Below are 26,103 nucleotides of genomic sequence, written 5' to 3'. Positions count from 1 at the left end.
GGCCGCACCGTTACACAACAAACGCGTTTCGGGACCACCCCGTGACACCTCTAAACTGACCCCCGTGACCGAGAACGCTCAGCAGCAGCCACCCGCGCCCGACCCCGAACTGCCGACCCAGTACGCGCCGGCCGATGTAGAGGGGCCGCTGTACGAGCGCTGGGTAGAGCGCGGTTACTTCGAGGCGGACGAGAAGAGCGACAAGCCGCCCTACACGGTCGTCATCCCGCCGCCGAACGTCACGGGCAGCCTGCACCTGGGCCACGCCTTCGAGCACACCCTCATCGATGCCCTGACCAGGCGTAAGCGCATGCAGGGCTACGAGACGCTGTGGCAGCCCGGCATGGACCACGCCGGTATCGCCACGCAGAACGTCGTCGAGAGGGAGCTGGGCAAGGAGGGCAAGTCCCGGCACGACCTCGGCCGCGAGGCCTTCGTCGAGCGCGTCTGGCAGTGGAAGGGCGAGTCCGGCGGGCAGATCTCCGGCCAGATGCGCCGCCTCGGTGACGGCGTCGCCTGGTCGCGTGAGCGGTTCACCATGGACGAGGGGCTCTCCCAGGCCGTCCAGACCATCTTCAAGCGCCTCTACGACGACGAGCTGATCTACCGCGCCGAGCGCATCATCAACTGGTGCCCGCGCTGTCTGACGGCCATCTCGGACATCGAGGTCGAGTACCAGGACGACGACGGCGAGCTGGTCTCCATGCGCTACGGCGACGGGGACGACTCCATCGTCGTCGCCACCACCCGTGCCGAGACCATGCTCGGTGACACCGCCGTCGCCGTCCACCCGGACGACGAGCGGTACCGGCACCTCGTCGGCAAGCTCATCAGGCTTCCGCTGACCGACCGTTCCATCCCGGTCGTCGCCGACACCCACGTCGACCCCGAGTTCGGCACCGGCGCCGTCAAGGTCACCCCGGCCCACGACCCGAACGACTTCGAGATCGGCCAGCGGCACGACCTGCCGTCCATCACGATCATGGACGAGCACGCGGTCATCACGGCCCACGGCCCCTTCCAGGGCCTGGACCGCCTGGAGGCCCGCTCCGCCATCGTCGCCGCGCTGCGCGCCGAGGGCCGGATCGTCGCCGAGAAGCGGCCGTACGTCCACTCCGTCGGCCACTGCTCGCGCTGCAAGACGACCATCGAGCCGCGCCTGTCGATGCAGTGGTGGGTCAAGGTCGGCCCGCTGGCGAAGGCGGCGGGCGACGCCGTCCGCGACGGCCGCGTCAAGATCCATCCGCAGGAGATGGAGAAGCGCTACTTCGACTGGGTCGACAACCTCCACGACTGGTGCATCTCGCGCCAGCTGTGGTGGGGGCACCGGATTCCGGTCTGGTACGGCCCGGGCGGGGAAGTCGTGTGCGTCGGCCCCGGCGACGAGATCCCCACCGGCGAGGGCTGGCACCAGGACACCGACGTCCTCGACACCTGGTTCTCCTCCGGCCTGTGGCCGTTCTCGACGCTCGGCTGGCCCGAACAGACCGAGTCGCTCGCGAAGTTCTACCCGAACTCCGTCCTGGTCACCGGCTACGACATCCTCTTCTTCTGGGTCGCCCGGATGATGATGTTCGGCCTGTACGCGATGGACGGCACCCCGCCGTTCCACACCATCGCCCTGCACGGCATGGTCCGCGACCAGTTCGGCAAGAAGATGTCGAAGTCCTTCGGCAACGCGGTCAACCCGCTGGACTGGATGGACAAGTACGGCAGCGATGCCCTCAGGTTCACCCTGGCCCGTGGTGCGAACCCCGGTGTCGACGTCCCGATCGGCGAGGACTGGGTCCAGGGCTCCCGCAACTTCGCCAACAAGATCTGGAACGCCACCCGTTTCGCCCTCATGAACGGCGCGACGGTGGACGGCCCGCTGCCGGACCCGTCCGCGATGTCGGCGACGGACCGCTGGATCCTCTCCCGCCTGAACTCGGTCGTCGCCGAAGTCGACGCCTACTACGACGACTTCCAGTTCGCCAAGCTGTCGGACACCCTCTTCCACTTCGCGTGGGACGAGGTCTTCGACTGGTACGTCGAGCTGTCCAAGACGGTCTTCATGGCGGGCGGCGAGCCGGCGGAGGTCTCGAAGCGCGTCCTCGGCGAGGTCCTCGACGTCACCCTCAAGCTGCTGCACCCGGTCGTCCCGTTCGTCACGGAGACCCTCTGGACGACCCTCACCGGCGGCGAGTCGGTCGTCATCGCCGAGTGGCCGAAGGACAGTGGCTTCCGCGACGCGGCGGCCGAGCAGGAGATCTCCACCCTCCAGTCGGTCATCACCGAGGTCCGCCGCTTCCGCGCCGACCAGGGCCTGCAGCCGGGCCAGCGCGTCCCGGCCCGCCTGGCCCTCGACGGCACGGCCCTGGCTCCCCACGAGGCCGCCATCCGCCAGCTGCTGCGCCTCCAGCCGGAGGGCGACGCCTTCACGGCCACGGCCACCCTCCCGGTCGCCGGCGCCGAGGTCGCCCTCGACCTGTCCGGCACGATCGACGTGGCCGCCGAGCGCAAGCGCCTCGCCAAGGACCTGGCCGCCGCCGAGAAGGAGAAGGCGCAGGCCACGGCGAAGCTCGGCAACGAGGCGTTCCTGGCCAAGGCCCCGGAGAACGTGGTGGACAAGATCCGCACGCGCCTTGCCAAGGCCGAGGAGGACATCGCCCGCATCACCGCCCAGCTGGAGAAGCTGCCGCAGGCGTAAGGGCTCGTACGACGCTGAAGGCCCCCGGTGCGTGGGGAGTACCGGGGGCCTACCCGTGCCCCGTCAGGGGCGCGGGGAACTGCGCGGGCAACCACGACGGACCCGCAGCCGACCGACAAGCAAGGCCACCCCGTACCCGCGCCGCCAAGCCACCGCACCCCTTGTCAGTGCCGCTCCGTAGACTGGGCCCCGTGAGCGACCACCCCGGCACCAGCGACACCCCCGACCCCCTCGACGGCTTCGAGGAGATCATCGAAGCCGAAACCACCCGCGACCCCGACCTCGCCGTGATCGAGGCCGGCAGCCGCACCCTGCGCACCCAGGGCGGGCAGCCGCACGCCGACGTGCCCGCGCGGCCGGAGGACCCGGAGGTCGACCGGGCCCTGCGCGAGGTCGAGGCGGACCTGGCCACCCGCTGGGGCGAGACCAAGCTGGAGCCCTCGGTCAGCAGGATCTCCGCGCTGATGGACGTACTCGGCGAGCCCCAGCGCTCGTACCCCTCGATCCACATCACGGGCACCAACGGCAAGACCTCCACCGCCCGCATGATCGAGGCCCTGCTCGGCGCCTTCGAGCTGCGCACCGGCCGCTACACCAGCCCGCACGTGCAGTCGATCACCGAGCGCATCAGCCTCGACGGCGCGCCCATCTCCGCCGAGCGGTTCATCGAGACCTACAACGACATCAAGCCGTACGTCGAGATGGTGGACGGACAGCAGGAGTACCGCCTGTCCTTCTTCGAGGTCCTCACCGGCATGGCGTACGCCGCGTTCGCGGACGCCCCCGTCGACGTGGCCGTCGTGGAGGTCGGTATGGGCGGCTCCTGGGACGCCACCAACGTCATCGACGGTGACGTCGCCGTGATCACGCCCATCGACCTGGACCACACCGACCGCCTGGGCGAGACGCCCGCCGAGATCGCCGGCGAGAAGAGCGGCATCATCAAGCAGGACGCCACCGTGATCCTGGCGCAGCAGCCGGTGGACGCGGCGCAGGTGCTGCTGAAGAAGGCCGTCGAGGTGGACGCCACGGTCGCCCGCGAGGGGCTGGAGTTCGGGGTCCTCGACCGGCAGATCGCCGTCGGCGGGCAGTTGCTCACGCTGCGCGGCCTCGGCGGCGAGTACCCCGAGGTGTACCTCCCGCTGCACGGCGGCCACCAGGCGCACAACGCGGCCGTCGCCCTCGCCGCCGTCGAGGCGTTCTTCGGGGTCGGCGCGCAGCGCGCGGAGCCGCTGGACATCGACACCGTGCGGAAGGCCTTCGCGGCCGTGTCGTCGCCGGGGCGCCTGGAGGTCGTACGGCGCTCCCCGACGATCGTGCTGGACGCCGCGCACAACCCGGCGGGTGCCCGCGCCGCCGCCGAGGCCGTGCAGGAGGCGTTCGACTTCAGCCGGCTGATCGGTGTCGTGGGCGCGAGCGGCGACAAGAACGTGCGGGGCCTGCTGGAGGCCTTCGAGCCGATCTTCGCCGAGGTCGTCGTGACGCAGAACTCCACCCCCCGGGCCATGGACGCGGACGAGCTGGCCGCGATCGCCGTCGAGGTGTTCGGGGAGGATCGGGTGCAGGTCGAGCCGCGGCTGCCGGACGCCCTGGAGGCCGCGATCACGCTGGCCGAGGAGGAGGGCGAGTTCGCGGGCGGCGGTGTGCTGATCACCGGTTCCGTCATCACCGTCGGCGAGGCCCGGCTGCTGCTGGGGAAGGGCTGAGGATCGTAGATGCGTACGCTCTGTGCATCGACCCTGATCGGCGAGTTCTTCGTCATCGGGTTCGCCGGGCTCGTCGCCATGAAGGACCCGGGCCTGTCCATGTCGACGGTGTGGCTGGTCAGCGGTATCGCCATGCTGGTGAGCGTGCTGCTGTGCGGCATGGTGACCCGGCCCGGCGGAGTGGCCCTCGGCTGGGCCCTGCAGATCGCGCTGATCGCCTCCGGTGTCTTCGTCCCGACCATGTACTTCATGGGTGCGGTGTTCGCGGTGCTGTGGTGGGCGTCGGTGCATTTCGGCAGAAAGGTGGACGAGGCGAAGGCCGGATTCGCCGCGCAGGCGGAGTCCGGTTCCTCCTCAGCTGACGCTGCGTAACGGGCGTCCCGACACGCCCTGTAACCTCGTCCCACCGCAGACGTCAGTCAAAAGGAGTCCTCCCGTGAGCCAGCGCACCCTCGTCCTCCTCAAGCCCGACGCCGTCCGTCGCGGCCTGACCGGCGAGATCATCAGCCGTATCGAGCGCAAGGCCGGCTGGCAGATCACCGCGCTGGAGCTGCGCACGCTGGACCAGGACACCCTGGAGCAGCACTACGGCGAGCACAAGGGCAAGCCCTTCTACGAGCCGCTGGTCGAGTTCATGTCCTCCGGCCCGGTCGTCGCGCTGATCGTCGAGGGTGAGCGGGTCATCGAGGGCGTGCGCGCGCTCGCCGGCCCGACCGACCCGATCGCCGCCGCGCCCGGCTCGATCCGCGGTGACTACGGCGTGATCGTCCGCGAGAACCTGATCCACGCCTCGGACTCCGAGGAGTCCGCCGAGCGTGAGGTGAAGATCTTCTTCCCGGGCCGTGCGTGAACTGCGGCGAGCTGAGTTTTCGGTAATTTTTCTGAGGGGCCGTCAGCTTCGCCCGGCGGCGCCTGACCAGGGGCGGCCGTACATTTCCGGCCGTCCCTTGGCATATGCATTGCCGATCGGGGGAACGCGTGCCTCCGTTGGACCGTCTCCACAAGCGGGGCGGCCCGCCATCTGGTGACAATGGCGGAGACCCTCGCGCAGTGTCCGTGCAGGCGCGTTTACGATGGAAGCCTTCACGTCACAGCACCCGCCTCGCCGTCCTGACATGCCCTCAAAAGTTCGGGAAGGCCAGATGAATCCGGATGGGGAACTCAATGTCGTTCATCGGCCGTGACATGGCTGTCGACCTCGGGACCGCCAACACGCTGGTGTACGTCAGGGGTCGCGGAATCGTACTCAACGAACCGTCCGTCGTCGCGATCAACACCAACACCGGTGGGATCCTCGCGGTCGGTGCCGAAGCGAAGAAGATGATCGGCCGGACGCCGGGCAACATCGTGGCCGTCCGCCCGCTGAAGGACGGTGTGATCGCCGACTTCGAGATCACCGAGCGGATGCTGCGCTACTTCATCCTGAAGATCCACAAGCGGCGGTACCTCGCCCGTCCGCGGGTGGTCGTCTGTGTGCCCTCCGGTATCACGGGTGTCGAGCGCCGCGCCGTGATCGAGGCGTCCTCCCAGGCCGGTGCCCGCCAGGTGCACATCATCGAGGAGCCCATGGCCGCCGCCATCGGCTCCGGTCTGCCGGTCCACGAGGCCACCGGCAACATGGTGGTGGACATCGGCGGCGGCACCACGGAGGTCGCGGTCATCTCGCTCGGCGGCATCGTCACCGCGCAGTCCATCCGGGTCGCGGGCGACGAACTGGACAACGCGATCATCCAGTACATCAAGAAGGAGTACAGCCTCCTGCTGGGTGAGCGCACGGCCGAGCAGATCAAGATCACGATCGGTTCGGCGTACGACCTCGACGCCGACGAGCACACCGAAGTCCGCGGCCGGGACCTGGTCTCCGGGCTGCCGAAGACGGTCGTGATCTCGGCCGCCGAGGTCCGCAAGGCGATCGAGGAGCCCGTCAACGCGATCGTGGACGCGGTCAAGACGACGCTCGACAAGTGCCCGCCGGAGCTGTCCGGCGACATCATGGACCGAGGAATCGTTCTGACCGGTGGCGGAGCCCTGCTGCGCGGGCTCGACGAGCGGCTGCGGCGGGAGACCGGCATGCCGATCCACATCGCCGAGGACCCGCTGGACAGCGTCGCGCTCGGCTCCGGGAAGTGCGTCGAGGAGTTCGAGGCGCTGCAGCAGGTCCTGGACGCCCAGCCGCGTAGATGACATAACACTTCGATTCCGCCGTACGAGACGTTCTCCGCTCGTGCGGCGGATCGTTGATGAGAGACATAAGCTCCCACAAATGGCCCCTCGGGCTTGCGTTTCGCGCATCGCGCCCGCAAAGGGGCTCCCGAATTCCTATTGAGGAAGGGCACGGCCGCCGCACGTGAGGGACACGAAAGAGAGCCGGCTGCTCCTGGTCCTGCTGGTTGCCATCGCATTCGCGCTGATCACGGTGGACATCCGCGGGGGCAGGAACTCCCCGGTCGACGGTGCCCGGCAGGCCGCGGCCACGGTGTTCGGCCCGGTCGAGAACGGGCTGGCCTCGGCGGTCGACCCGGTCGGCAACGCCGTCTCGGCGATCCGGGACTCCGGCAGCCGGCACGACCGGCTCGCCACCCTGGAGAAGGAGAACGCGGCCCTCAAGGCGAAGCTCGGCAGCGACGACCGCAACCGCAGCCGCCTGGGCCAGCTCGACAGGATGTTGAAGATCGCCGGCGAGGGCCAGTACGGCATCAAGGGCGCCCAGGTCATCGCCATAGGAGCGGCCCAGGGCTTCTCCTGGACCATCACCATCGACGCCGGCGCCAACGACGGCATCAAGCGCGACATGACCGTCCTCAACGGCGACGGGCTCGTCGGCCGGGTCACCACCGTCGGCCCCGACACCTCCACCGTGCTGCTCGCCAACGACCCCGACTTCACCGTCGGCACCCGCATGGAGGGCAGCGACGAACTCGGCTTCGCCTCCGGGCAGGGCGACCGCCCGCTGCGCGTGGAACTGCTCAACGGCAAGGCGGAGGTGAAGAAGGGCGACCGGCTCGTCACCTTCGGCTCGGAGGCCGACCGGCCGTTCGTGCCGGGCGTGCCGGTCGGCGTGATCTCCCGTGTCGAGCCCTCCAACGGCGGCCTCACCCGCACGATCTACGTCACCCCGTACGTCGGCTTCACCAAGCTCGACATCGTCGGTGTGGTCGTGCAGGCCCCGAAGAAGGACCCGCGCGACGAGGTTCTGCCGGCCAAGCCCAAGCCGGTTCCGACGCCGACGGTGACGGTCACCGTCAACCCGTCCGCCGACGCGACCGCCAACGACCAGCAGCAGTAGGAGCTGAATCCCCATGCGTGTCAACCGGATCCTGCTCTCCTCCGCGCTGGTCGTCGTGGCCCTGGTGATCCAGGTGAGCGTCCTCGCCCGCCTGCATCTGCCGGGTGCCGTCCCCGACCTGCTGCTGCTCACCGTCCTCGGCCTCGCCATGGTGTACGGCCATGTCGGCGGCGCCCTCGTCGGCTTCGGCGCCGGTCTGCTCGCCGACCTCGCGCCGCCCGCCGACCACGCGGCCGGCCGTTATGCCCTCGTGCTGTGCGTCACCGGCTACTTCGCCGGGCTCATCAGGCCGGAGAACGGCCGCCTGAAGTCGGCGACCGGCCCGATGGCCGTCGTGGTCGCCGCCGCCATCGGCTTCACGCTGCTGTACGCGGGCGTCGGCGCGCTGGTCGGCGACACCGCAGCGCGCCATGTCGGCCTGCCCGGACTGCTCTTCTCGGCGGCCCTGTACGACATGCTGCTCGCCCCGTTCGTGGTCCCCGGGATCATGTGGCTGGCCCGCCGCTCCGACAACGACCCGCTCGCCGAGACCGGCCCCGCCACCAAGGCCGGCGACATCTCCGCCGGCTGGCTCTCCTCCGGCACCGGCCTGCGCATCGGCAGCCAGCGCGGCGGCCTGGGCGCGCTGAAGGCCAAGGCCCGCACCCGCTCCGCGCGGGTCAGCCGGATCAAGGGGGTCAAGCGGCTGTGAGCGCCCACGAGTTCACCCGAACGGGTCAGCTTTCGTGGAACGCCGGTTCACAGGCTGGTCGTTCATCATTCGTACGCGTTGTCGCACATGCGCTCTGAGAGGGGGAGACAGCCGCAGTGACCAACATCCCCGAGACCGGTCGGACCCCACGGGTCCAGATCCGGCTCGTCGTGATCCAGATCCTCGTCCTCTCCCTCCTCGGCACGCTCGGCGGCCGGTTGTGGTACCTGCAGATCCGCGAGGGCGCCCAGTACCAGAAGGAGGCCTCCGGCAACCACGTCCAGCAGGTCGTCGACCCCGCCGTGCGCGGCGACATCCTGGACGCCCGCGGCGTGCCCCTCGCCGACAACGAAACCCGCCTGGTCGTCTCCGCCTCCCGCACCGACCTGCTCAAGCAGAAGGACGACGGCAGGGCGGTCCTCACCAAGCTGGCCGGCGTCCTCGGCATGAAGCCCGCGGACGTCATCCAGAAGGTCCGGCTGTGCGACGCCAAGACCCCCCAGCCGTGCTGGAACGGCTCGCCGTACCAGCCGATCCCGATCACCGACGAGGCCACCCCCAAGCAGGCCCTGCAGATCCGCGAGCGCTCCGAGGACTTCCCCGGCATCACCGCCGAGCCCGAGGCCGTGCGCCGCTACCCCGGGCCGGGCAAGTCCAACACCGCGCAGGTACTCGGCTATCTCTCGCCCGTCACCGACGCCGAGATCCAGAAGGCCAAGGACACCGACTCGCCCTATCTGCGCTCCGACATGGTCGGCCGCTCCGGCCTGGAGCGGCAGTACGACAAGGAACTGCGCGGCAAGGCCGGCGTCACCCGTTACGAGGTGGACAACCTCGGCCGGGTCATCGGCAAGGCCAAGGCGGATGCCGCCGAGCCCGGTTCGAACCTGGTCACCAGCATCGACTCCCGGGTGCAGCGCGTCGCCGAGTACGAACTGGACAAGGCGATGAAGTCCGCCCGCACGCAGTACGACAAGATCACCGGCGAGAACTACAAGGCAGACTCCGGTGCCGTCGTCGTCATGGAGGCCAAGACCGGCCGGATCGTCGCGATGGCCTCGGCGCCCACCTACGACCCGAACGTGTGGGTGGGCGGCATCTCCGCCAAGGACTACAAGGCCCTCACCGGCAAGGACTCCGACTACCCGCTGCTCAACCGGGCCATACAGGGTCAGGCCGCACCCGGCTCCACGTTCAAGGTGGTCTCCACGGCTGCCGCGGTCAACGCCGGCTATGCCTGGGACGGCGGCTACCCCTGCACCAGCTCGTACTCGGTCGGCGGCCAGGTCTTCAAGAACTTCGAGGGCGAGAACTTCGGCGACATCTCCCTCGGACGCGCCCTCGAGGTCTCCTGCGACACCGTCTTCTACGGCCTCGCGGACAGGGAGTGGAAGAGGGACGGCGGCATCAACCCCAGGAAGGGCCAGCCGAAGGACTACTTCTTCAAGACCGCCCACCAGTTCGGCCTCGGCAAGGAGACCGGCATCGACCTGCCCAACGAGGTCAAGGGCCGCGTCCCCGACCGCCAGTGGAAGCTCGACTACTGGAACGCCAACAAGGACGCCTGGTGCAAGTCCGGGAAGAAGGACGGCTCCTACGTCGAGAAGATCGCCTACGAGAACTGCCTCGAAGGCAACAAGATGCGTGAGGGTGACGAGATCAACTACTCCATCGGCCAGGGCGACACCCTCGTCACGCCGATCCAGGAGGCGATGATCTACGGCGCCGTCGCCAACGGCGGCGCCGAGTACTACCCGACCATCGGCAAGGCGATCATCAGCGCCGACGGCAAGACCGTCCAGGAGATCAAGCCCAAGGTGCAGCGCAAGCTGCCCGTCAGCCAGGCCACCCTGAAGGGCATGGACGACGCCTTCGCGGGCGTCATCACCCGGGGCACCGCCGCGTGGAAGTTCGGCGGCTGGCCGCAGAACAAGATCCCGCTGCACGGCAAGACCGGTACGGCGGAGGTCTACGGCAAGCAGACCACGGGCTGGCTGGCCACGTACTCCAAGGACTACTCGGTGATCATGACGATCTCCCAGGCCGGTACCGGTTCCGGTTCCGCCGGTGAGGCCGTGCGCAACATCTACAGCGCGCTCTACGGCGTCCAGGGCGACGGCTCCATCGACAACAAGAAGGCGCTGCTGCCCAAGCCGCAGAAGGGCCTGCCGAAGGTCCGCACGGACGGCACGATCATCAACCCCAAGGTCAGCGGCGACCCCGCGAAGGACGCCGAGAAGGCCCAGCAGGACAACCCCAGCAACGGCGACGACCAGCAGCCCGCCACCACGGCCTCGCCCGGCACGGGCAACCGCAACACCCGCAGACGGCCACGCGGGAACCGCCGGACGGGAAGCCGGAGGATGCCCTCATGACCAGCGTGAACAGCTTCTCCGTCTCCGGATACGGCCCCGAGCGGGCCCGCTGGACCAGGATCTTCGCCCGCGACTCGCTCACCCGCCGGCTCGACTGGCCGATCCTGTTCGCGGCCACCGGGCTGTCCCTGCTGGGCTCGCTGCTCGTCTACTCCGCGACCCGCAACCGCACCGAGATCAACCAGGGCGACCCCTACTACTTCCTGATCCGGCACCTGATGAACCTCGGCATCGGGCTCGCCCTGATGATCGGCACCATCTGGCTCGGTCACCGCGCCCTGCGCAACGCCGTGCCGATCCTCTACGGCATCTCGCTGTTCGGGGTGCTGCTGGTGCTCACCCCGGTCGGCGCCACCATCAACGGCAGCCGCAACTGGATCGTGTTCGGCGGCGGCTTCTCGCTCCAGCCCGCCGAGTTCGTGAAGATCACGATCATCCTGGGCATGGCGATGATACTGGCGGCCCGAGTCGACGCCGGGGACAAGCCGTACCCCGACCACCGCACGGTCCTGCAGTCTCTCGGCCTGGCGGCCGTGCCGATCCTGATCGTGCTGCTCATGCCCGACCTCGGCACGGTCCTGGCCATGGTGTCCATCATCCTGGGCGTGCTGCTCGCCTCCGGCGCCTCCAACCGCTGGATCTTCGGCCTGCTCATCGCGGGTGTGATGGGCTGTGTCGCCATCTGGCAGCTGCACATCCTGGACGCGTACCAGATCAACCGCTTCGCGGCCTTCGCCAACCCGGACCTGGACCCCGCGGGCGTCGGCTACAACACGAACCAGGCCCGCATCGCCATCGGCTCCGGCGGCCTGACCGGCGCCGGCCTCTTCCACGGCTCGCAGACCACCGGCCAGTTCGTGCCCGAGCAGCAGACGGACTTCGTCTTCACGGTCGCGGGGGAGGAACTGGGCTTCCTCGGCGCGGGCCTCATCATCTTCCTGCTGGGCGTCGTGCTGTGGCGCGCCTGCCGCATCGCCCGTGACTCCACCGAGCTGTACGGGACGATCGTGGCCGCCGGGATCGTCGCCTGGTTCGCCTTCCAGTCCTTCGAGAACATCGGTATGACCCTCGGCATCATGCCGGTCACCGGTCTGCCCCTGCCGTTCGTGTCCTACGGCGGCTCGTCGATGTTCGCGGTCTGGGTGGCCGTGGGACTGCTTCAGTCGATCAAGGTGCAGAGACCCATGTCGGCGTAGGCCCCCGGCGGTCCGGCCGTCACCCTGTGCGGGTGGTCGGGGCGCGGGTCCTGGAGGCCGCGTCCCAGACCCGCATCGGCCTGCGGCCTCGTCGTCAAACGCTGGACGGGCTGGGTGGGACGCCCCCTGCCGTATCGCCCCGCAGCCCACTAGATTCAGTTCATGGCGGATGCGAAACGCGAGATCGAGCGCAAGTACGAGTCCGACGACAGCGGGCTGCCCGACCTCACCGGTGTCGGGGGAGTGGCGGCCGTCCTGGACAAGGGCCTGGTGGAGCTCGACGCCACCTACTACGACACCGCCGACGAACGCCTGGCCGCCGCCGCACTCACCCTGCGCCGCCGCACCGGAGGCTCCGACGCCGGCTGGCATCTGAAGTTCCCGGTCGCTCCCGGGGTGCGGGACGAGATCCGGGCCCCGCTCTCCGACGCCGTCCCCGAGGAGATCGCCGCCCTCGTGCGCTCCCGGGTCCGGGACGCCGAACTGGTCCCGCTGGTCCGGCTGCGCTCGGCCCGCGATGTCCGCCACCTCGTCGACGCCGACGGCACCCTGCTGGCCGAGGCGAGTGTCGACGCCGTGACCGCCGAGCGGCTCACCGGCGGGGGCGGGGCAGCCCAGTGGACCGAGATCGAGGTGGAACTGGCCGACGACGGCGACCCCGCCTTCCTCGACCGGGTGGAGAAAAGGCTGCGCAAGGCCGGGGTGCGCCCCTCGGCGTCACCGTCGAAGCTCGCCCGCGCCCTGGAGCAGACCGCCCTGGAGCAGGGCGAAGGACGGCGCCGTAAGAAGGGCGAGCCCGCACCGCCGGAGACGGCCGGCGACCACGTCCTCGCCTATCTGCGCGCCCAGCGGGACGCACTGGTCGAGCTGGACCCCGCCGTCCGCCGGGACGTGCCCGACTCCGTGCACCGCATGCGGGTCGCCACCCGCCGGGCCCGCAGCACCCTGCGCAGCTTCCGCTCCGTCCTCGACCGGGCCGTCACCGACCCCGTCGGGGCCGAGCTGAAGTGGCTCGCGGGCGAGCTGGGCGTGGACCGCGACCAGGAGGTGATGGCCGAACGCCTGCGGGCCGCCCTCGACGCCCTTCCGTCCGACCTGGTCACCGGCCCGTTCCGCGAACGCCTCACGTCCTGGGCCGAGGACCGGCACGGCGGGGCACACGCCCGGGTGGCCCGCGTCCTGGACTCCCACCGCTATCTGACCCTGCTGGACACCCTGGACACCCTGCTCGCCGACCCACCCCTGCGCAGGGCCGCCGGGAGACAGCCGGAGAAGGTCCTCGCCAAGGCCGTGGACGAGGACCTGGCCACCCTGTCCGCCCTGATCGAGCAGGCGATCGCCGCCCCGCCCGGCGAGGAGCGCGACATCGCCGTGCACGAGGCCCGCAAGAAGGCCAAGCGCACCCGCTACGCGGCGGAGGCGGCCACCCCGGCCCTCGGAACACCGGCCCGCTCCCTGACCAAGGGCATGAAGTCCCTGACCACCCTGCTCGGCGACCACCAGGACAGCGTCATGACCCGGCTGACCCTGCGCGAGCTGTCCGCGGTGGCACACGCGGCAGGGGAGAGCACGTTCACGTACGGGGTGCTGTACGGACGCGAGGAGGCCCGGGCGGCGCGGGCCGAGGCGGAGCTGCCCGGCCTGTGGAAGGAGATCGCACCGGCGGCGTCCGGCTGAGCGTACGGGGGAGTCCGCCGGGCGGGTTACGCTTGATGGTCACCCCTGTCAGCTCACGAAGGTTCGCGAGATGCCTGCCGAAGCCGCCGAGTCGGTGTTCCCGCAGCTCGAAGCACTGCTCCCGCACGTGCAGAAGCCCATCCAGTACGTCGGCGGAGAGCTCAACTCCACGGTCAAGCCGTGGGACGAGTGCGATGTCCGCTGGGCACTCATGTACCCGGACGCGTACGAGGTGGGTCTGCCCAACCAGGGCGTCATGATCCTCTACGAGGTCCTCAACGAGCAGGAGGGCGTCCTCGCCGAGCGCACCTACAGCGTATGGCCGGACCTCGAGGCGCTGATGCGCGAGCACGGCGTCCCGCAGTTCACGGTGGACACCCACCGCCCGGTGAAGGCCTTCGACGTGTTCGGCCTGTCCTTCTCCACGGAGCTGGGCTACACGAACATGCTCACGGCCCTGGACCTCGCCGGGATCCCCCTGGAGTCCAAGGACCGCACGATCGACGACCCGATCGTCCTGGCCGGCGGCCACGCGGCTTTCAACCCGGAACCGATCGCCGACTTCATCGACGCGGCGGTCATCGGCGACGGCGAGCAGGCCGTGCTCGACATGACCCGGATCATCCGCGAGTGGAAGGCCGAGGGCCGCCCCGGCGGTCGCGACGAGGTCCTCTTCCGCCTGGCGAAGACGGGCGGGGTCTACATCCCGGCCTTCTACGACGTCGAGTACCTCCCCGACGGCCGTATCGCCCGCGTGGTCCCCAACAAGTCGGGTGTCCCCTGGCGTGTCTCGAAGCACACGGTCATGGACCTGGACGAGTGGCCCTACCCCAAGCAGCCCCTCGTCCCCCTCGCGGAGACGGTCCACGAGCGCATGTCGGTGGAGATCTTCCGCGGCTGCACGCGCGGGTGCCGCTTCTGCCAGGCCGGCATGATCACCCGTCCGGTGCGCGAGCGCTCGATCACGGGCATCGGCGAGATGGTCGACAAGGGCCTCAAGGCAACGGGTTTCGAGGAGGTAGGCCTCCTGTCCCTCTCCTCCGCGGACCACTCGGAGATCGGCGACATCGCCAAGGGCCTGGCGGACCGCTACGAGGACGACAAGATCGGCCTGTCCCTCCCCTCCACGCGCGTGGACGCCTTCAACGTGGACCTGGCGAACGAGCTGACGCGCAACGGCCGCCGCTCCGGTCTGACCTTCGCCCCCGAGGGCGGCTCGGAGCGCATGCGCAAGGTCATCAACAAGATGGTGTCCGAGGAGGACCTCATCCGCACCGTCGCCACGGCCTACGGCAACGGCTGGCGCCAGGTGAAGCTGTACTTCATGTGCGGCCTGCCCACGGAGACCGACGACGACGTGCTGCAGATCGCCGACATGGCGACGCACGTCATCCAGAAGGGCCGTGAGGTCTCGGGCTCGAACGACATCCGCTGCACGGTCTCGATCGGCGGCTTCGTCCCCAAGCCCCACACCCCCTTCCAGTGGGCACCCCAGCTCTCCGCGGAGGAGACGGACGCCCGCCTGGCGAAACTGAGGGACAAGATCCGCGGCGACAAGAAGTACGGCCGCTCGATCGGCTTCCGCTACCACGACGGCAAGCCGGGCATCGTCGAGGGCCTGCTGTCGCGCGGCGACCGCCGCATCGGCGCGGTGATCCGCGCGGTGTACGACGACGGCGGCCGCTTCGACGGCTGGCGCGAGCACTTCTCCTACGACCGCTGGATGGCCTGCGCCGACAAGGCCCTCGCCCCCTACGGCGTGGACGTCGACTGGTACACCACCCGCGAGCGCACCTACGAGGAGGTCCTGCCCTGGGACCACCTCGACTCCGGCCTGGACAAGGACTGGCTCTGGGAGGACTGGCAGGACGCCCTCGACGAAACACAGGTCGAGGACTGCCGCTGGACCCCGTGCTTCGACTGCGGCGTCTGCCCGCAGATGGACACGGCCATACAAATCGGCCCGACCGGCAAGAAGCTGCTGCCGCTGACGGTCAAGAACGCAGGTCCGACGCCGGCTTCGAGTGGTCACGCGCACTGAGGTGAGCGAGGCACTCGATCGGGTGATGGAGGCGCTGGCGGGGGTGAGCGAGGACGAGGTGGCGGCTGCACTGGCTGCGGCCGGCGCTTCAGTGCCTCGCCCGTCGGCGCCGCTGGTGTCCTCTCGGACGCCGTTGCCAGGCCCTGGAAGTACCCCGTATATCGTTTCCGAGGTGGAGTGGGTCTGAGCGCTCGGTGCCCGTGAGGTAGCCATCCGCGGCCGCTCACACGGTTCGGTGCCCCCATCCCTCTCTGCTCCCTGGCTATCTGTCCAGGCACCACACGTTCGCGTCAGACACCAGTCGTCCTGAGACCCTTTTCAGTCAACAGATCAGGACCCGGCACGTAACGTCGCGCGTCCCGCCAACATGACGGACATGGCGACATCGGGGGCAAGATCAAGGAATGGTCGGCTCGGGGGCTCGGGGGCTTGGGACAGTGGTGGGGCGTGATCGCCGCCGCGCTGCTGATTGCCGCGTGGATCAACAAGGCCGCAGGACCGGCGATCGTTGCAACACTCTCAGCACTGGTCCTCGTCTGGTGCTTCTTCCAAGCACCCGTGACCTGCGGGGCTCCGGTGAGAGGCCGGGAGGACGGCTGCCGAAACAACGCAACCGGCCTCCTTATGGGCTGCCACATTCGCCAACACCGTTGGCAGAAGCTGAGGATGTTGATCCTTCGGCGACAAGTACGTGAGTTCTGCTCCGGTCTTTTCTCGGACGGCAAGGCCACTCTCGTCACGCTGGCCGCAATCGGGAGCTTCCTGTCAGGGGTCGTGGCCTTCATTCCTGGCCTTGCCCTCGGCTGACTCCACATGGACAGACGTCCAGTGCCACCTACGGGTGGCCTGTATCAGGGCGCTGCCGGAGACGCGCGTCAATCTAGGCGACCCGTTCACGCGAACTGGGGAATGTCCTGTTGGTGCAGCGGCAGTCGGCTCCGCAGACTCGTTGGCCTCCGACGCCTCTGCCCGGCACGGGAGGCGCCTCCGGATCATCTCCGACGTGAGTAGATCTGAGGGTCCGCTCCCGAGGGCTCCATCGGTGCCTGATGGACGTGCTGCTCGGCGGTGAGCGGGACGGTGAGTGAAGGCTAATCCGTATCCCTCCGGTAGCAGTGCGCAGAATTGCCCGACGACGCGAACTTAGGCAAGTCGTTGCGGAAGAAGCGGATCGTTTGGTCCGGTGGCTGTGGGTTCTTTAGTTCGTTGACCGCTGACTCAGAAATGATCAAGCAGAACTTTTCTGTTAGGGGCGCGTGCCCCCCGGAGCGGAGCAATTCAATCGATCCTTCATACCGGCCCGCCTTGTACATCCAGTTATTAGCCCAGAAGTCGAATGACGGCTGTTGAGGCCTGTCCTGGCTGACGATGAATGGGGCGGGGTCGCCGCTCCAGTGGTTATTTACGGTGTCTGTTTCCGGATCGTAGTACCAGGTGACACTCTCTCTCCAATAAAATGCTGGCCGCTTCGAAGATGAGATGGGGCCGGTAGGGGTGAGCTCCAAGTGCGCGTCACGAATTACTTCGACGCTCTCAGCCTTGAACCTTGTGGCCACCGTCGGCTGTACGTAGAGGCGCACGCCCTGATCAGACTTTTCGAGGCGAAATAGGTGAGGAAGCGCCATGTCAACGTTGGGTTGGCGCTGTAGCTCAGCGAAGTTGAAAAGCGAAATCGCCAGGGCGACGACTGCTGCAGCCGTGGCAGACCACTTGTGCACGGCATCGAATCGTCGCCATCTACGAGACCTCATCGGCCTCTCTGTGGCATCTCCCATCCCCCCACTCTGCCCGTATGGCTCCGTCCTCCGTCTCCGAGTTACGCCATATGGCGCTCACCTGGTTGTTCGTCAGGCGATTGCCATGCTCGTTGTGGTGTCCGGTTGCCCGCAGATGGACACGGCCATACAAATCGGCCCGACCGGCAAGAAGTTGCTGCCTCTGACGGTCAAGAACGCAGGTCCGGCGCCGGCTTCGAGTGGTCACGCGCACTGACGTGAGCGAGGCACTCGATCGGGTGATCGAGGCTTTGGGTGGGGTGAGCGAGGACGAGGTGGCCGCCGCGTTGGTGGCGGCCGGGGCTTCCGGCCGTCGACAGTCGCCCCGGCGGCCCGGCCGTTGTACGCCTCTGCCGGGCCCGTAGGCGGCACAGGGATCCGCTCGGAGGTGGAGCGGGTCTGGGTGCGAACACGCCAGTGACTGATCTCCGCGAAGGTTGGGTGTCTATTTCCTAGTATGAGCTGGTGATCAGGTCCGGCGGGCGACGTGCTCAGCAGCGGTGCGAGCGGCAAAAGGCCGTGCACCGTCACCACCCGTTCGTCCTCGGTCTGGTCGGGATCGGTGTGGTGGTCGTTGCGGCGTTCGTCTTCCGTGGCGGATCCGAGGAGGCAGCGTCCATCGGCTCCGCCCGGCTACGGACGACGAAGTCCACGACGTCCGGGGCGCCGGCGGCGCCGCGCCCCAGCGGCAACGTACGGATCGCCGCCGTGGGGGACATCGTGATGGGCTCACTGCCGGACGATCTGCCGCCGGATGACGGCGCTTCGTTCTTCGATCCTGTCGACGACCTGCTCGTCGGCGATGTGGTGCTCGGGAACCTGGAGGGGACCCTCACCACCGGCGGTCCCAGCAAGTGCGACAACGACAGCCCGAACTGTTTCGCGTTCCACGCTCCTCCGTCCTACAGCCACTGGCTCAAGAAGGCCGGGTTCACGGTCCTGAACGTGGCCAACAACCACATCGACGACTTCGGGGCGGAGGGGCGGCGCGAGACGTTCGCCGCCCTGCGCTCGGCGAACCTGCCGTTCACCGGCCGCCTGGGCCAGATCACCGTCCAGCGAGTCAACGGCGTCCGGGTCGCACTGCTCGGGTTCGCTCCCGACCGAGGGGCCAACGATCTCACGGACATCCCCGCCGCACAGCGACTCACCGCTCGCGCCGCAACGATGGCGGACATCGTGATCATCATGATGCACGCCGGTGCGGAGGGCTCGGACCGCACCCATGTAGAGCCCGGCACCGAGTACTTCCTCGGCGAGAACCGCGGCGACGGCTACCGCTTCAGCCGTGCGGTGATCGACGCCGGCGCCGACCTCGTCGTAGGCAGCGGCCCGCACGTGATGCGGGGAATGGAGTTCTACAAGGGCCGACTGATCGCCTACAGCCTGGGCAACTTCTCCGGCTACAAGGTACTCGGCCTCGGCGGCGCACTCTCCACCAGCGGCGTGCTGCAAGTCACCCTCCGCGCCGACGGCACCTACCTGTCCGGGCGCCTGCGCCCGACCCAGATCGTGGAGCCAGGGACACCGGAACCGGGCGGCGATGGGATCGACCTCGTCGACGACGTGTCGGAGGAGGACTTCGGTTCGCAGGCCGCCCACATCTCGGCGGACGGGACGATCCAACGCCCGTAGCCGCGCGAGTAGCCGCACGCGTGGATTCCTTGCATATGTATCTGATGGCGTGTGGGCCCGCGCTTCGACGTTCCCTACGTCGTCAAGGAAGCTCGCTCCGCTCACCCGCGCCAAGGGGTGGGTTCACGCGAGCGACGGCCACGGATCGGCGGCCCACTCCAGCCACCCCGACCACCCGGGAGGCGGACCTCGCCTCTCATGTCCGACGAGTTCGGCGGCGTCGGGCTCCTCGGAGAGCGTCCTACAGGTGCCAAGTCCCACCGCCTCCAGAGCGAGCCGGAGCAGCCGTCCTTCCAGCACCTCGCGCTTCCCGTCGGCCTCCGGCTCGCCGAAGAGGGGAACCCACTGATCCGGCGTCAGCCACAACGCGCGCCTGGCGGAGCATGGATCATGGCTGCGTGACGAAGCGGACGAAGAACGAACCTCGGGTCGAGCAGCCAGGCCCTGAGCCGGAGCATTCCCCCTACCAGCAGGCGATGCGGCAAAGGCTCCTCGCGGCCCCGGTAGTACCGGCCCCCGAGCCCTGGCGACGCATCGCCTACGCCCCGGTCGGCGGACTTCTCGGTATCGGCTTCGCCTCGCACCCCGGCACCGGCCAGGACTTGGTGATGGTCGTCTCACACGACGGTCACGGTCTCTTCGACGCCGTTACGGGAGAGAAGGTCGCGCGGGATCGTGACCCCGCCTCCGAGGACAGTGGCCGCGACGCTGATCCGGCCCTGTGGTCTCCTGGACTGGGGCCGGTTGCCGGAAGCAGGGTGCGCATCGCCGGGCTCTTCGGAGGAGGACTTCACACCACCAGCGGCGACGGCTGGAAGCTGGAGGTCGTTGCCCCGGCCTGGCCGCACGAGCGTGTCCTGCTCTCCCACGGCAGCGGATTGCCGCATTCGGCTCCGCACGGGGAGCGCTGGTGGCACATCTTCCACTCCCCCTACTCCGAGCTCCGCGCCGCTGGATTCTCGCCGTCCGGACAGACCCTTGCCGTAGCGACGAGCAGCGATCTGTCCCTGTGGACTCGGCGCCGGCCACAGCCGCACCGGTAGCGACCGGGGGAACGACGGTGCCGCCGTGCCGGCGAGACGAGGGCGCTGCGCGGTCAGTCGAACGCCACGACCATGCGAACGCCGTCATCACCGAAGCGGCCCGCCAGGGCCTTCATCAAGGCGAAGACATGTGTCCAGTGACTTTCAGGGCCCAGGATGGAGCCGACGGACAGCGGATCGTACGTGCACATCACTTCGCCGGTGGTCCACTCCACGCGTCTCGTCGCACTGTGCACGTCCGCGGGCGGTATGCCTACCGCGGACAGGGCTTCCGACGGCCATGGATCGGACACGAGTTGTTGATGCAGGGCCGCTGGCAGCGATTTCGTGCGCCAGGTCAGCCGGCCGATGAAGTGATCAGGTGTGGTCGCCGGATCCATCGAGGCAAGTTCCGCCCAGCTGACCCAGCTCGCGCTGTGCAGGTCGCCCGCTGCCACCCAGGGCTCGAGCTGAGAGCGCATCCCGCTCGACAGATCGATGGGAAGACCGCGGTTCGGTGCAAGTGGTGGAAAGCCCGCGTGGTTGCGCACTCCGAAGAGACAGCCGAAGGCCGCGTAGTCGGTCTCGTCATATAGCGGCCAGAGATCCATGGCGGCCACCCACGGCTCGCCCTCGTAGTAATCGGTGTCGACGCCGGGATGACGAAACTCGATGCCGCCATGGATGTCCGTACTCACGGCGCCGCACCCTAACAGCGTCGGGCTGGGGCTACTCGACCTCGATGCCGAAATCCCGGACGAGCCCTTCGAGACCGCCCGGGTAGCCCTTACCGCCCAGGACGAAGTCCCAGTCCCCATTCGATCTGCGGCGGAAGGAGCCGAGTACCAAGGCGGTTTCGCCCGGCCGCCCGTCGGAGACTTCCAGTCGTCCCAACTCGGCCAGCGACGGGTCGAGCAGGCGGATGCAGGCGTCCGTGAAGCCGGAGAGATCAGCGTTCGGGTTGACCTCTGGGTCGACGGCGGCCACGAGTACGAGCCGGTCGGCATCATCCGGCAGTCCGTCGAAGAAGACGTGGATCGCGGCCTTGTCGGGGGCAGTGGCCGGGACGGCGCGGACAGAGCCGTCCGGTGTCTGCGGGTTGTTGTAGAAGACGAAGTGATGGTCGCTGAGGACGCGGTTGCCATGGCAGACGAGAGCGCACACGTCCAAGGCGACACGTCCGGTCCAGGACATGCCGAGGACGTTGTAGCGGTCGGGCAAGCGAGTGTCCGGGACCGTCGGCGTCTGCTGCGCTGCGGCACGACTCGTGCCGTTTCCCAAGCGTCCACGCAGTCCGTGACGGTGCAGCAGGTCGACGAGTTCGGTTCCCGAGATCAGTTCCAGCGGCTTGCCGTTGGCGAAGGTGTGTGAGCCAGGGCCGAACTTCGAGGTCGTCACGAGAACGCCCTTGTTGGCGCCGGTGTCCTGAACGGTCCCGTACAAGTCGCGCACAGCGGTGGGCGGCACCGTGTTGCGGTAGCGCTTCACCTGTACGACGATCTTGCCGCCTCGGATCGGCGTCGGATCCAGTGCGTCGACGTCCACTCCGCCGTCGTTCGAACGTTGCGTGGTGACCGCCTGCATCCCCATGGCGCGGAAGAGATCGGCAACGAGGTTCTCGAAGGCGATGGGATCCATGTCGTACAGGTCGGGTTCCTCGTCGCTGCCGTGCGTGCCGACACGATTCCCGGCCTCCTGCGGCCGGCGACTCGGCCGCACCGGCGTGAGTTGGTCGGGGCGAGTCGAGAGTTGCCCGTGCAGGGCATCGGCCAGGCAGCTGCCGGCGTCCACCTGGGCCAAGTGCAGATCCCGGAATGTCGAGCGTGGAGCCATGACCGTTGCCAGGTAGATGTGGCCCGGTCGGCCCGTCGTAGGGTCATGCCCGTCCACGAACCCGTTCAAGGTCACCGACTCGAGCGCACCCAGCTCGTCCGCGGCGAAGAGTTCGTGCAGTACGAGCAGCATGCACTGCGCTAGGACCTCCCGGTACAGGGTTCGGCGCTGACCTACCGGCCGGGGAGTCTCCCTGTCCTGGTCCACACCGGGCATGTACCGAACAGACTTGACCTCAGGCACGACGCTGTAGGCGGGCAGCTCCCAGTCCAGCACCAACTGTCCGGCTGCCGGGTCGTAGGCCGCCGCGACCTGGCGTGGGAAGCCCTCCGGCCAAGCAGTCGAGGAGTAGAGAGCGGCCGAGAAGTACTCGACCACACAAGCGGGATCGTGGCGTCTGAGTCCTTCCGTCAGCTCGGCGACGCCGGCGTTGTGCCGCCGCACCGCGGCCAGCTGGGCATCGGCCCGTTCCCGGTATTCCCGTTGGTACGACGCCAACTGTTGCTGCCGCTGGGCCTCCGTTGCCTGGGCTGCGTGCCAGTCCCGCTCGAAGCGCGCCCTGGTCTCGGCATGAGCCTGAGCGCGGCGACCGGCAGTCCACCCGCGATCTGTTTGGTAATGATCGAAGTCCGGCATGGGCACGGACTGCGCCAATGGCCCCGGAGCGAAGGGCTGGATCTCTTCAGGGCGCAGGAGAGAGGAAGCCCTGAACGCCGGAGCCTGGCAACCCGAGGAGAGAAGTCCTTGTAGCGAGGTGACCTGTGCGTCCAGTTCCTCGGTGCGGCGTAGTGCATCTGCCTGCCTGTGCTCGCGGTAGCTCTGGGCAGCTTGCCGTTGATACGCACGTGCTTGCCGTGCTTCTTGTCTCTGTCGTCTGGCTTCGGCCTCCCTCTGACGCTGCTGCTGCCTCTGCATCTCAGCCCAGACGCCGACCAAGCCGTTAGAGCGACGACTCATGTGTTGCAGGCCCTCCCCAAGGCGCTCTGGTTGTCCCCGCAACCAGTTGTAACGGAACGACACCATCCAGCGCTGGCCGTCTCGCATATCCACGCGGCAAGGCCGAGAAGGTGACGCGGCTGCGCCAGGTCGGAGTGTCCGACCCGGACCGGTCGGCCCTTCCAGAGCCGCACGTCACCGAACCGGCGCGGTCGACGCACTCTGCCGTACTCGATGGCAGGATCGAGGCGGCCGAGCGCCAGTTGCCGGTTGTCCGGGTCGTGGATTGGAGCGCGGCCGGATCGACGGGCTTCAGCGCCGATGCGGTGGGGTGGGGCGGGCTCGCCGTCACCGCAGGTGTGACCGTCGCGTCGGACAGGGCGGCGGAACCTTCTGAGGGCAGGGCGCAGCCCGCGATCAGCAGGACCGCGGACGGCGCCGGCGCGGCCACGCGGCGGGCGGTACGCGATGCCCCGCGGCCTGCTCCTCGATGATCACAGTCAGGGCCTACGGCACCCGGGCAACCGCGACGGACTGTCGGGAGGAAGTCGGCCGCTGCGGCTCACCCGGGACGCACTGCCTCGTTTGCCTCATCCGCTTACTCACTCACAGTTCAACCCGTGGATACTCCTGGTGACGGGATGGCTGAGGGGCGGATGTGGCGAAGGAGGCCTCCGGTGCCGGTGCTGACGAAGTCGTGGCGATGGGGCCGGTTACTCCTGGCCATAGCCGTCACCGCCGGAATACCGACCGCTGCCACGCCGTCCGTCCGGGCGGCGACGGAAGACGGGACCGGCAGCTTTCCGCAGGACCTCACGCCGTACGTCAACCCGTTCGTCGGCACCAGGAAAACCGGCAGCACCAGCTACGACGGAGGCAACACCTTCCCCGGCGCCGACGCCCCCTTCGGCATGGTGCAGTGGAGCCCGGACACCCGCAGCTCCCAGCCCGGCGGCTACGCCTACACCGACCACGAGATCCGTGGCTTCAGCCTGACCCACCTTTCCGGAGCCGGCTGCACCGCCGCCCAGGACCTGCCCTTCATGCCCCACGCGGGCCCGGTGGCCGCGTCGCCGGCCACGAAACCCGACACCTATCTGGACGGCTTCTCGCACGACGCCGAGTCGGCGCGCCCCGGCTACTACGGTGTCACGCTCGCCTCCGGTACGAAGGTCGAGCTGACCGCGACCCAGCGTTCCGGCGCCGGCCGCTTCACCTACCCCGCCGGCCGTACGGCATCCCTCCTCATCGGTGTCTCCGGCTCCGCACACGGCGCGTCCGACGCCCAAGCGACCGTGAACAAGGCCCGCCGCACCATCACCGGCTATGTCACCAGCGGCGGCTTCTGCGGCAGCCGCAACCGCTACCGCGTGTACTTCTCGGCCACCTTCGACCAGCCCTTCGCCTCTGTCGGCACCTGGCACGACGCCACCGTCTCGCCTGGTGGCAGGAAGGGGACGCAGGAAGACGTCCGTGTCTCGGGGGCCGGCTCGGGGGCCTACGTCACCTTCGACACCACCGGGTCACAGACCGTGGGCGTCAAGGTCGGCCTGTCGTATGTCAGTACGGTCGGCGCCGCCGAGAACGCGGCGCGGGAGCAGGGTTCGGCGTCGTTCGACACCGTCGCGGAAAGGACCCGGGCACAGTGGAACGCCCGGCTGCACCAGATCGAGGTCGCCGGCGGCACCGACATCCAGCGAACAACCTTCTACACGGCCCTCTACCACTCACTCCTCCAGCCCAACGTCTTCGACGACGTGAACGGCCGGTACATCGGCTTCGACGGCCGGATCCACACGGTCCACGCCGGCCACCACCAGTACGCCAACTTCTCCGGCTGGGACATATACCGCTGTGAGGCGCAGCTGCTCGCCCTCCTCGCACCCCACGTGGCCTCGGACATCGCCCAGTCCATGTACAACCAGGCGCACCAGGCCCGTGACGTGTGGGACCGGTGGTCGGTCGACAACGACTTCGCGGGCGTCATGAACGGCGACCCGTACCACTCGATCCTCGCCAGCACGTACGCCTTCGGGGCCACCGGATTCGACGCCGGGGCAGCCCTGGCGTCCATGGTCAAGGGCGCGACCACCGTCCAGGAGACCAGCGCCCGTCACGTCGAGCGGCCCGGTCTCGCCGACTACCTGTCACTCGGATACCTGCCCGACGACGCGTCGACCACCCTTGAGTACACCACCGCCGACTTCGGAATCGCGGCACTGGCCGGGCGGCTCGGCGACACCGACACCCGGACGACGTTCCTGAAGCGGGCGCAAAAATGGCGGAACCTGTTCAACCCCGCCAGTTCCTGGATTCAGCCGCGCAGCCGCGACGGCTCCTTCGGGTCGCCGTTCAACCCGGCCGACAGCAAAGGCTACGTCGAGGGCAATGCCGCCCAATACCAGTGGATGGTGCCGTACGACCTCGCCGGGCTTTTCACGGCGATGGGCGGTAACGGCAAGGTCGTCCCGCGGCTTGACGAGTTCTTCACGGAATTCAACGCCGGGCCGGACAGGCCGCACGCCTTCCTCGGCAACGAACCGTCCCTGAACTCTCCCTGGGCCTACGTCTACGCGGGCGCGCCGTACCGTACCCAGAACGTGGTCCGCCGGGCCGTCAATACCCTGTGGGGCCCCGGCCCCGGTGGCGAGGTGGGCAACGACGACCTGGGCACCCTGTCGTCCTGGTACGTCTGGTCGGCACTCGGCATGTATCCCCAGGTGCCGGGCCGGGCCGAGCTGGTGCTGGCCAGTCCCCTGTTCCCGGCCGTCACCGTGCGCCGTGACGGTGGCCCGTCGATGAGGATCAACGCCCCCGGCGCGGACGCGGACACGCCCTATGTGCATGCCTTGAAGGTCAACGGCGTCACGTCCTCCAGGGCCTGGCTCCCGGAGTCGTTCGTGCGCGATGGCGGCACCCTCGACTACACGCTCGGCGACGCTCCCGACACGGCATGGGGCGCCGCAGCAAGTGACGCCCCGCCGTCCTTCCCGGACGGGCAAACCCAGCAGCCGACAGCCACTTCGCGGCCGCGGCACCACTGTGCACAGCGAGGCTGCCATTCCGGACGATGCCACCGTCGTCCGGGCCGGGGCCGATCCCATCATCCCGGCGGATGTCACGCGCGCAGTCACCGCCAAACGGCCTAAGAAAAGGAGTCGTAAAGCAAAATGACAGTCTGACCATGCGAATGTTGGCGAGCTCAGGTATCCGGAAATCCGGTACCACCGGTAACCGAGGA

Annotated in this window: 18 protein-coding genes; 15 read left to right on the top strand and 3 right to left on the bottom strand. The window is 68.5% G+C overall.

The window, feature by feature from the left end:
- Window positions 1-64: 64 nt before the first annotated feature.
- The 12 genes from ACZ7GZ_RS01935 to ACZ7GZ_RS01880 all read left to right on the top strand — a co-directional run bounded on the left by ACZ7GZ_RS01935 (window position 65) and on the right by ACZ7GZ_RS01880 (window position 16,468).
- Window positions 65-2,689, top strand: coding sequence for a valine--tRNA ligase (locus ACZ7GZ_RS01935; RefSeq protein ID WP_471019958.1), 2,625 nt, complete (start codon window positions 65-67; stop codon window positions 2,687-2,689).
- Between the two features lie 191 nt (window positions 2,690-2,880).
- Window positions 2,881-4,395: a bifunctional tetrahydrofolate synthase/dihydrofolate synthase gene (gene folC / locus ACZ7GZ_RS01930; protein WP_471019956.1), complete on the top strand. Its 1,515-nt coding sequence runs from the start codon at window positions 2,881-2,883 to the stop codon at window positions 4,393-4,395.
- Window positions 4,396-4,404: 9 nt separating this feature from the next.
- Window positions 4,405-4,767: a DUF4233 domain-containing protein gene (locus tag ACZ7GZ_RS01925; protein ID WP_471019953.1), complete on the top strand. Its 363-nt coding sequence runs from the start codon at window positions 4,405-4,407 to the stop codon at window positions 4,765-4,767.
- A 64-nt stretch (window positions 4,768-4,831) separates the two neighbouring features.
- Entirely contained in the window at window positions 4,832-5,245 is a 414-nt protein-coding gene (ndk, locus tag ACZ7GZ_RS01920) for a nucleoside-diphosphate kinase (RefSeq protein ID WP_189941963.1), read from the top strand.
- A 314-nt stretch (window positions 5,246-5,559) separates the two neighbouring features.
- Complete coding sequence (locus ACZ7GZ_RS01915; protein ID WP_031158632.1) at window positions 5,560-6,579, top strand: rod shape-determining protein; 1,020 nt, start codon at window positions 5,560-5,562, stop codon at window positions 6,577-6,579.
- Window positions 6,580-6,742: 163 nt separating this feature from the next.
- The gene (mreC, locus tag ACZ7GZ_RS01910; protein WP_471019950.1) at window positions 6,743-7,681 is read left to right on the top strand and encodes a rod shape-determining protein MreC; all 939 of its coding nucleotides are present in this window, start codon (window positions 6,743-6,745) and stop codon (window positions 7,679-7,681) included.
- Window positions 7,682-7,694: 13 nt separating this feature from the next.
- Window positions 7,695-8,372 carry a rod shape-determining protein MreD gene (gene mreD, locus ACZ7GZ_RS01905; RefSeq protein WP_471019948.1) on the top strand — a complete coding sequence of 226 codons (678 nt, stop codon included), beginning with the start codon at window positions 7,695-7,697 and terminating at the stop codon, window positions 8,370-8,372.
- 116 nt (window positions 8,373-8,488) lie between these two features.
- On the top strand, window positions 8,489-10,747 hold the full coding sequence (gene mrdA / locus ACZ7GZ_RS01900; RefSeq protein WP_471019945.1) for a penicillin-binding protein 2: 2,259 nt from the start codon (window positions 8,489-8,491) through the stop codon (window positions 10,745-10,747).
- Complete coding sequence (rodA, locus tag ACZ7GZ_RS01895) at window positions 10,744-11,943, top strand: rod shape-determining protein RodA (RefSeq protein WP_471019943.1); 1,200 nt, start codon at window positions 10,744-10,746, stop codon at window positions 11,941-11,943. Before mrdA ends, rodA begins: the two co-directional genes overlap by 4 nt.
- Window positions 11,944-12,105: 162 nt before the next feature.
- Window positions 12,106-13,620 (top strand): CYTH and CHAD domain-containing protein, encoded by a 1,515-nt coding sequence (locus tag ACZ7GZ_RS01890; protein WP_471019940.1) that lies wholly within the window; start codon window positions 12,106-12,108, stop codon window positions 13,618-13,620.
- A 70-nt stretch (window positions 13,621-13,690) separates the two neighbouring features.
- On the top strand, window positions 13,691-15,661 hold the full coding sequence (locus tag ACZ7GZ_RS01885; protein ID WP_471019937.1) for a TIGR03960 family B12-binding radical SAM protein: 1,971 nt from the start codon (window positions 13,691-13,693) through the stop codon (window positions 15,659-15,661).
- Between the two features lie 447 nt (window positions 15,662-16,108).
- Window positions 16,109-16,468 (top strand): hypothetical protein, encoded by a 360-nt coding sequence (locus ACZ7GZ_RS01880; protein WP_471019935.1) that lies wholly within the window; start codon window positions 16,109-16,111, stop codon window positions 16,466-16,468.
- Window positions 16,469-16,752: 284 nt separating this feature from the next.
- Here the strand turns inward: ACZ7GZ_RS01880 and ACZ7GZ_RS01875 are convergent, their stop codons facing one another.
- Complete coding sequence (locus ACZ7GZ_RS01875; protein ID WP_471019933.1) at window positions 16,753-17,379, bottom strand: hypothetical protein; 627 nt, start codon at window positions 17,377-17,379, stop codon at window positions 16,753-16,755.
- Window positions 17,380-17,901: 522 nt separating this feature from the next.
- Between ACZ7GZ_RS01875 and ACZ7GZ_RS01870 the strand changes: the two genes are divergently transcribed.
- Both ACZ7GZ_RS01870 and ACZ7GZ_RS01865 read left to right on the top strand, forming a co-directional pair.
- Window positions 17,902-19,071: a CapA family protein gene (locus ACZ7GZ_RS01870; protein WP_471019930.1), complete on the top strand. Its 1,170-nt coding sequence runs from the start codon at window positions 17,902-17,904 to the stop codon at window positions 19,069-19,071.
- A 476-nt stretch (window positions 19,072-19,547) separates the two neighbouring features.
- Complete coding sequence (locus tag ACZ7GZ_RS01865; protein ID WP_471020197.1) at window positions 19,548-20,114, top strand: hypothetical protein; 567 nt, start codon at window positions 19,548-19,550, stop codon at window positions 20,112-20,114.
- Window positions 20,115-20,167: 53 nt separating this feature from the next.
- Here ACZ7GZ_RS01865 and ACZ7GZ_RS01860 read toward each other — a convergent pair whose 3' ends face one another.
- Together ACZ7GZ_RS01860 and ACZ7GZ_RS01855 are read right to left on the bottom strand one after the other, a co-directional pair.
- The gene (locus ACZ7GZ_RS01860) at window positions 20,168-20,791 is read right to left on the bottom strand and encodes a hypothetical protein (protein WP_471019927.1); all 624 of its coding nucleotides are present in this window, start codon (window positions 20,789-20,791) and stop codon (window positions 20,168-20,170) included.
- Window positions 20,792-20,822: 31 nt separating this feature from the next.
- Window positions 20,823-22,883: a restriction endonuclease gene (locus ACZ7GZ_RS01855; protein ID WP_471020194.1), complete on the bottom strand. Its 2,061-nt coding sequence runs from the start codon at window positions 22,881-22,883 to the stop codon at window positions 20,823-20,825.
- 656 nt (window positions 22,884-23,539) lie between these two features.
- Between ACZ7GZ_RS01855 and ACZ7GZ_RS01850 the strand changes: the two genes are divergently transcribed.
- Window positions 23,540-26,011 (top strand): GH92 family glycosyl hydrolase, encoded by a 2,472-nt coding sequence (locus ACZ7GZ_RS01850; RefSeq protein WP_471019924.1) that lies wholly within the window; start codon window positions 23,540-23,542, stop codon window positions 26,009-26,011.
- Window positions 26,012-26,103 lie beyond the last annotated feature (92 nt).

The organism is Streptomyces sp. NPDC037288 (genome assembly GCF_055603265.1).
Note: the sequence above shows the minus strand (reverse complement) of the source record. Positions and strands in the feature narration are given on the sequence as shown.